Here is a 350-nt window from a genome sequence, read left to right on the forward strand (position 1 = left end):
GACAGAGACCTTTTCGCCGGCGCTCATGGTTTCGGGGAAGTCGGTGGCGACCTTCTGAGCCTTGGCCTTCGAGGCTGCTTCAGCGAAGGTCTTCTCATTCAGAGCGATAACCTCGGCGTTGTCAGCTGTTGCGGGCAGGGCAGAGCGTGCTTCGTCGTAGGAAGCGAAGAAGGGCTTTGCCCATTCGGCGTAGCGTGCTTCGCGGTGTGCGACGAGCTCCTTGTAGGCCGGTGAGCCGGGGGTCGGCATGACCTTGATCGTCCAGAAGGACTGACCGAGTGCCCAGAAGGAACCGGTCAGCATGTAGACCAGAACGCCCATTTGGAAGAAGGCGCCAGAGAACACGAACA

At 60.0% G+C, this 350-nt stretch carries 1 pseudogene; it reads right to left on the bottom strand.

Annotated elements, in window-relative coordinates:
- Nucleotides 1–350: pseudogene (locus tag QP415_RS10995) on the bottom strand (membrane protein insertase YidC); the annotation flags it as partial.

Origin of the sequence: Pauljensenia sp. UMB3104, assembly GCF_030217285.1 — a bacterium.
Taxonomy (GTDB): Bacteria; Actinomycetota; Actinomycetes; order Actinomycetales; family Actinomycetaceae; genus Pauljensenia.